Origin of the sequence: Cellulomonas massiliensis JC225 (assembly GCF_000312005.1) — a bacterium.
Classification (GTDB): Bacteria; Actinomycetota; Actinomycetes; order Actinomycetales; family Cellulomonadaceae; genus Cellulomonas; species Cellulomonas massiliensis.
The window spans coordinates 1-6,500 of sequence record NZ_HE978588.1 but is presented as its reverse complement, the minus strand read 5'-3'; the positions used below and the strand labels follow the sequence as shown (position 1 = coordinate 6,500).

The window sequence follows — 6,500 nt, the reverse complement described above, 5'->3', positions numbered from 1 at the left end:
GGCCCGGGCACCGCGTCTGGTGGCCACCGACCTCGACGGCACGCTGCTCGGCCCCTCGGGGGACGTGTCCCCCCGCACGGTGCACGCGCTGCGCGCCGCCGCGGGTGCCGGGGTCGACGTCGTGTTCGTGACGGCGCGGCCGCACCGGTGGCTCGTCGACGTCGCCCCCCACGTGGCCGGGCACGGCGTCGCCATCTGCGCCAACGGCGCCTCGGTCGTCGACGTCGCCACCCTGGAGGTGCTCGAGGACCACGGCATGGCGCCGGAGGTCGTCGTCGCGCTGGCGGCCCGGCTGCGCGACGCGCTCGGCGGCGCCGGCCGCGTGCACCTCGCCGCCGAGAGCGCGGCCGGCTTCGCGCGCGAGCACGGCTTCGCCTCGTCCCACCCGGTCCCGGCCGGCAGCCCGAGCGCGACCCGGATCGAGGACGTGCTCGGCCCGTCGACCCTCAAGCTCCTCGTGCAGACCGACGACCCGCCGGGGCCCGAGGGTGCCGACGCGTTCTCCGCGGCGGTCGCCGCGGCCGTCGGCGACCTGGCGACGGCCGCCGACTCCGGCGCGCTCGGCCTGGGCGAGATCAGCGCGCGGCACGTGAGCAAGGCCGCGACGCTCGCGGCCTGGACGGCCCGACGCGGCGTGGACGCGGCCGACGTCTGGGCGGTCGGCGACGCCCCGAACGACCTCTCGATGCTCGCGTGGGCGGGGACCTCGTTCGCCGTGGCGAACGGGCACGCGGCGGTGCGGGCGGTCGTCGACCACGTGGTGCCGAGCAACGCGGACGACGGCGTGGCCGTGCTGCTCGAGCACGCCGCCGCGCTCGCCGCCCGCGCCCCCGCCCGGCGGGACCGCGCGCGCTCGTCCTAGGCTCGTGCCGATGAGCACGACGAGCGGGACCCCCAGCCAGACGCGCGACGAGCCCGGCACGCCGGCCGGCCCGGCGCAGCCCACCCCGATCCGGTCGCTGACCGTGCTGCCCGCCCACCGGGAGGACGTGGAGCTGCACACCGCCGACGGCCTGACGCTCGTCGGCGAGCTCGCGCTCCCGGTCGGTGCCGACGGCGCGCCCGTCCCCCCGGCCGCGACGCTCGTGACCCTGCACCCCCTGCCGACGCACGGCGGCTACATGGACTCGCACGTCTACCGCAAGGCGTCGTGGCGGCTGCCCGCGCTCGCGGGGCTGGCGGTGCTGCGGTTCAACACCCGGGGCACCTCGAGCCCCCGGGGCACGAGCCAAGGGGCCTTCGACGAGGGCGTGGCGGAGCAGTACGACGTGCACGCCGCCATCGAGTACGCCGAGTTCCACGACCTCCCGCGCCGGTGGCTGGTCGGCTGGTCGTTCGGCACCGAGCTCGCGCTCATGCACGGGCGGGACCCGTCGATCGAGGGCGCGATCCTGCTCTCACCGCCGCTGCACCGCGCCACCGACGCCGACCTCGACGCGTGGGCCGACTTCGGCCGTCCGCTCGTCGCCCTGGTCCCGGAGCTCGACGACTACCTGCGCCCGGACGAGGCGCGGCGCCGCTTCGCCCGCGTCCCGCAGGCGGAGGTGATCGGCGTCGACGGCGCCAAGCACCTGTGGGTGGGGGAGCCGGCCGTGCGGCGGGTGCTCGACGAGGTCGTCGCGCACGTGCTGCCGGGGCACGGCCCGCTGCCGACCACCTGGAGCGGCCCGAGCACCACCGCGACGACGGGGGAGGACGGATGACGCTGCACACGCTGCGACCCGCCGCCGAGGGCGCCGGCCTGCCGCTGGTGCTGCTGCACGCGTTCCCGCTCGACCACCGCATGTGGCAGGACGCCGCCGCCCGGCTGCCGGGTGCCCGCGCCGTCCTGGCGATCGACCTCCCGGGCGCCGGCACCTCGCACGGCGCCGTGCTGCCGGAGCCGCCGTCCCTCGAGGCGGCGGCCGCCGCGCTCGCGCGCGAGCTCGACGCGGCCGGGGTCCCGCGCGCCGTGGTCGCCGGCCTGTCGATGGGCGGGTACGTCGCGCTGGCGCTCCTGGAGCGCAGGCCCGGGCTGGTCGCCGGCCTCGGGCTCGTCGACACCAAGTCCTCCGCGGACACCCCAGAGGCGCGCGCCAACCGCCTGCGGGTCGCCGACGAGGCCGAGGGGGACGCCTCCGTCGCACCCGTCCGGCCGATGGTGGCGACGCTCGTGGGGGAGACGACGCGCTCCTCGCGCCCGGACGTGCTGGAGCGGGTCGCGGGCTGGGTCGAGGAGCAGGCGCCCGCGTCGGTGGCGTGGGCCCAGCGCGCGATGGCGGCCCGCCCGGACCGCACCGACGTCCTGGCCGCGTGGGACGGTCCGGTGGCGGTCGTCGTGGGCGACGAGGACACCGTGACGCCCGTCGACGCGGCCCGGCACATGGCGGACGCCGCCCCGCAGGCGCAGCTCGTCGTCGTCCCGCGCGCCGGTCACCTGTCGGCGGTCGAGCAGCCCGACGCCGTGGCGCTCGCGCTGGGCGACCTGTGCCAGCGCGCCGACGCCTGACGGCGCGGGACGGTCAGCGGCCGAGCGCGCGGGTCAGTGCGTCGGCGATGTCGATGGACTCGCCGTCCTTGCCCCCGGCCCCGAGCACCAGCGGCGGGTCGGACGGGGCCGGGGTGACGCCGCGCAGCCGCCCGACGAGGCTGGGCGGGGTCCGCAGCAGGTAGAACCGGCCGTCGGTGTCGATGCCGATGGACTCGTCGAGCCGCAGGTACCAGCCCCGCAGCGGCGTCCGGTACCGGGCGCCGTCGTACGCCCGGGCGCGCAGGGGCACCGGCGCCACGCCCTGCGCCCGCGCGCGCTCGAGGAACTGCGCGATCAGCGCCCGGGCCTGGGCCGACTCCGCCTGGCGGCGCCGCTCGAGGGCGTCGGCGTGCGCCGCGGCGGCCTCCCGTCGCTCCTCGCGCCAGCGCGCGCGCTCGTCCGACACCGTGACCCGGTGCCGGTCAGTGCTGCGTGGACGACGACTCGGCGGCCGCCTCCGACGCCGGGGCCTCCGCCGGCGTCGGCACCTCGTCCGTCGCAGGCGCCTCGGGCGCGTCGCCGGGGCCGTCCCCCGGCCCCTGCCCGGCCAGCGCGGCGGCCGAGACCGGGGCGGGACGCTTGGAGGGCCGGCTCGTCCGGGCGGGACGCTCGGGCTTGGCGGACGCCTGCGCCGCGGGGGCCTCGGGCTGCTCCTCGGAGGACGCGCCCTCGCGCTCGGTCGCGGGCGCCTCGTCGGCGGGAGCAGGGGCGGCCGACGCGCCCTCGGACCCCTCGCCGGCGGGGGCCGCGTCCTCGCCCTGCGGCTGCGGGCGGACGGCCTTCTCCTGCTTGCCGCCGCCCTTCGTCGCCTTCGCCTGCTGCTTCTCGAACGCCGCCTCGGCGCGTCCGGCGCGCTCGATGGCGGCCCGGTCGGGGTTCTGCCCGAGCAGGCTGCGCAGGTCGTCGAGGTAGGCGGTGATCGACTCGCGCTGGCGGTTGAGGTCCTCGACCTGCCGCATCGCGGTCGTGCGCTCCCGCTCGGACTCGGTCATGGCGTCCGAGATCTGCTTCTCGGCGTGCTCGCGCGCCTCGGCGACCACGCGGTCGGCGTTGCGCCGGGCGTTGGCGAGCAGCTCCTTCGCCTGCTGCTCGGAGTCGACGCGGATCTTCTCCGCCTGGGCCAGCGCCTTGGTGACGCGCTCCTCGGCCTCGGCGGCGTGCGCCTCGGCGTCGCGGACCATGCGCTCGGTCTCGGCGCGCGCCGCCTCGTGGCGCTGCGCGTCCTCCCGCTCGGAGGTCTCCCGCTTGGAGGCGATGGCGAGCTCGGCGTCGGCGAGCTTCTGCTCGGCCTCGGTCACGAGCTGCTCGGCGCGGGCCTTCGCCTGCGCGAGCGTCTCGGCGGCCGAGCGCTGCGACTGCGTGAGCACGCGCTCCGACTCGAGCCGGGCGCGCTCGCGCACCTCCCGCGACTCCCGCTCCGCGGACTCGCGCAGCTCGGTCGTCTCCCGCTCGGTGACCTCCCGCAGCTCCGTCGTCTCGCGCTCGGTGGTGTCGCGCAGGTGCGTCGTCTCGTGCGCGGTGCGCTCGCGCAGCTCGGTCGTCTCCCGCTCGGCCTGGGCGCGGATCGTCGCGACGTACTGCTCGGCCTCGGCCCGGGCCGCGGCGAGCTCCTGCTCGAGCTGGGCCCGCGCCGCGCTGGCCTCGTCGGCGACCTGTGCGCGCAGCTCGCCGGTCTCCCGGTCGGCCGTCGCCCGGACGAAGCCCGCGTACTGCTCGGCCTCGGTGCGCAGCGCGGTCGTCTCCTGCACGGCCCGCTGCTCGCGCGCCTGCGCGTCCCGCTCGGCCTGGGCGCGCAGCGCGTCGGCCTGCTCCTGCGCCTGCACCTTGAGCGACGTGGCCTCCTCGGCCGCGGCCTGGCGCAGCGCGGCGACCTCGCTCGTCGCGGTCGAGCGCAGCTGGGCCGCGTAGCGCTCGGCGTCGCCGCGCAGGGCCGCGACCTCGGCCTCGGTGCGCGTGCGCAGCTCGGTGGTGTCCGCGTCGGCGCTCTGGCGCAGGTCCTGCGCGTAGCGCTCGGCCTGCTCGCGCAGCGCGGCGGCCTCGTTCTCGGTGCGCGTGCGCAGCTCGGCGGCGGTGCGCTCGGTCGCGACGCGCAGCTGCGTCGCCTCGTGCTCGGTGCTCGCGCGCAGCGTCCCGAGCTCGCGCTCGAGCGTGCTGCGGCGCTCGCTCTCCTCCGACGCGATCGCGCTCTGGATCCGCGCGGCCTCGCGCTCGGCCGAGCCCACGAGCTCCTCCGCGCGGCGCTGCGCGGCCTGCAGCATCGAGTCCGACTCGGTCTGGGCGGTGCTGCGCAGCTCCTCGGCCTCGCGGCGGGCGGTCGCCAGGAGCTCGGCCACCTCGTTCTCGGCGCGGGCGCGCAGCTGGCCGGCGGCGAGCTTGGCGCGCGCCAGCGAGTCGGCCGCCTGGGCGTTCGCCTGCGTGACGACGTCGCTGGACTGCTCCTCCGCGGAGCGCAGCAGCTGCTCGATCCGCGAGCCGAGCCCGGAGTACGTGGGCCGCTCGGCCTCCCGGAGCTGGCGGTGCGCCTCCGAGAGCTCGCCGGCCACCTGCAGGGCGCGCTGGTCCAGCGCCTCGACCTGCGCGCGGGCCTCGGCCAGCGTGGCCTCGAGCTGGGCGATGCGGGAGTCGACCGACTCACGCTCGTACCCGCGGAAGTTCACGACCGGAAAGGTGTTCCGTGCATCCTGCACGAGCGTCCTCCTGACGGCTCGGGCCCCCGCCCGGCGGCCTCGGACGAGGCGCATGGACGACCGCGGGAGCCCGCGCGACAGGATACCCGGGCGCGCGGGGCGGGGCGGTGCCCGGGGGTCCCGGCGGGGGCCCGGTTCGGCCCTCGCGCGGAGGGCTGCCTATCCTGTGGTGTCCGTCCTGGGAGGATTCTGCGTGCTCGAGCGAGTGATCACCGCCGGTGTCGGCGTCGTCGGTCTGGCCGTCATCGGCCTCGGCGTCGCCTCGGCGACCGTCTGGCGGGCGGACGACGTCCTCGTCGCGACCGCCTCCGCGTCGTCCCCGGTGGTCGTGACCGAGCCCGGCGTCCTCGAGCTCGGCGGCGACCCCGTGACGGTGCGCGCGACGACGACGGACGGGGCGCCCGTCGTCCTCGCGGTCGGCCGTGACACGGACGTCGCGGCGTGGGTCGGCAGCGACGAGCACCAGAGCGTCACCGGCCTGGCCGGCTGGCACGACCTGGCGCTGTCCGCCGCCACGACCGACCCGGTCGGCGGGGGCGAGCCGTCGCCGGCCGCATCGGGCTCCCCGTCCCAGGCGCCGTCGCCGGACGCGGACGCCGCGGACAGCGACGCCGCCGTGGCCGACCCGACCGACTCCGACCTCTGGGTCGCCCAGGCCACGGGCGACGGCTCGGCCGAGCTGGAGTGGCCCGCGCAGAGCGGCCGCTGGACGCTGCTCGCGGTCGCGCCGGACGGAGGCACGCCGACCCTGTCGATGGCCTGGCCGCGCACCGTCACGACCCCGTGGCTGTGGCCGTGCGTGGCCGTGGGCGCCCTGCTCGTCCTCGCGTCCCTCTGGTGGGCGGTACGCGCCGCCCGCCGCGACCGCCGGTCCGTGCGCTGGGAGAGCGTGAGCACCGGCGCGCTGCCGCAGGTGCCGGCTGCCGCCGGGGCGCCGATGACGCGGCGACAGCTGCGCGAGGCCGAGGCGGCGGCGCGGGCCCGTCCCCGGACCGGCGCGATCCCGCGCGTCCGCCCCGCCGCACAGCCACCGGTCGGCGAGGACGCAGCCGCCGCCTCGTCCGCGGGCAGCGCACCGTCGGCCGCGGCGTCGGGCACACCGTCTTCGGCCACCACGTCCTCCGCCACCACGTCGTCGGCGGCGGCGTCCTCGAGCACGTCGTCCCCGAGCACGTCGCCCGCGGGCGCGTCCGCCGGCACCGGGCGTCCCGCCGCCGACCCCGCGGCGGCCCCGGCCGCCGCGAGGCCCTCCGCCGCGCCGTGGGACGCCGGGTCGCCGCGGCCCGCGCCGGCGGCGTCCGGGT

At 78.5% G+C, this 6,500-nt stretch carries 5 protein-coding genes and 1 pseudogene; 4 read left to right on the top strand and 2 right to left on the bottom strand.

Going from position 1 to position 6,500, the window contains the following annotated elements; translation table 11 throughout:
• From HGCM_RS00060 to HGCM_RS00050, 3 genes are all read left to right on the top strand, one after another.
• Positions 1–862, top strand: an 862-nt coding sequence (locus tag HGCM_RS00060; RefSeq protein ID WP_306426421.1) for an HAD family hydrolase, incomplete at its 5' end; no start/stop codon positions are given.
• A 10-nt stretch (positions 863–872) separates the two neighbouring features.
• A complete protein-coding gene (locus tag HGCM_RS00055; RefSeq protein ID WP_019134855.1) occupies positions 873–1,703 on the top strand; it encodes an alpha/beta hydrolase in 831 nt (276 codons plus the stop codon).
• Positions 1,700–2,488 carry an alpha/beta fold hydrolase gene (locus HGCM_RS00050; RefSeq protein WP_019134854.1) on the top strand — a complete coding sequence of 263 codons (789 nt, stop codon included), beginning with the start codon at positions 1,700–1,702 and terminating at the stop codon, positions 2,486–2,488. Before HGCM_RS00055 ends, HGCM_RS00050 begins: the two co-directional genes overlap by 4 nt.
• A gap of 13 nt (positions 2,489–2,501) precedes the next feature.
• On the opposite strand, the gene HGCM_RS00045 is transcribed toward HGCM_RS00050, so the two are convergent.
• Together HGCM_RS00045 and HGCM_RS00040 are read right to left on the bottom strand one after the other, a co-directional pair.
• Positions 2,502–2,915, bottom strand: coding sequence for a hypothetical protein (locus tag HGCM_RS00045; protein WP_019134853.1), 414 nt, complete (start codon positions 2,913–2,915; stop codon positions 2,502–2,504).
• 16 nt (positions 2,916–2,931) lie between these two features.
• On the bottom strand, positions 2,932–5,196 hold the full coding sequence (locus tag HGCM_RS00040) for a coiled-coil domain-containing protein (protein WP_026075138.1): 2,265 nt from the start codon (positions 5,194–5,196) through the stop codon (positions 2,932–2,934).
• A 193-nt stretch (positions 5,197–5,389) separates the two neighbouring features.
• On the opposite strand from HGCM_RS00040, the pseudogene HGCM_RS16170 reads away from it, so the two are divergent.
• Positions 5,390–6,500, top strand: a pseudogene (locus tag HGCM_RS16170) (hypothetical protein); the annotation flags it as partial.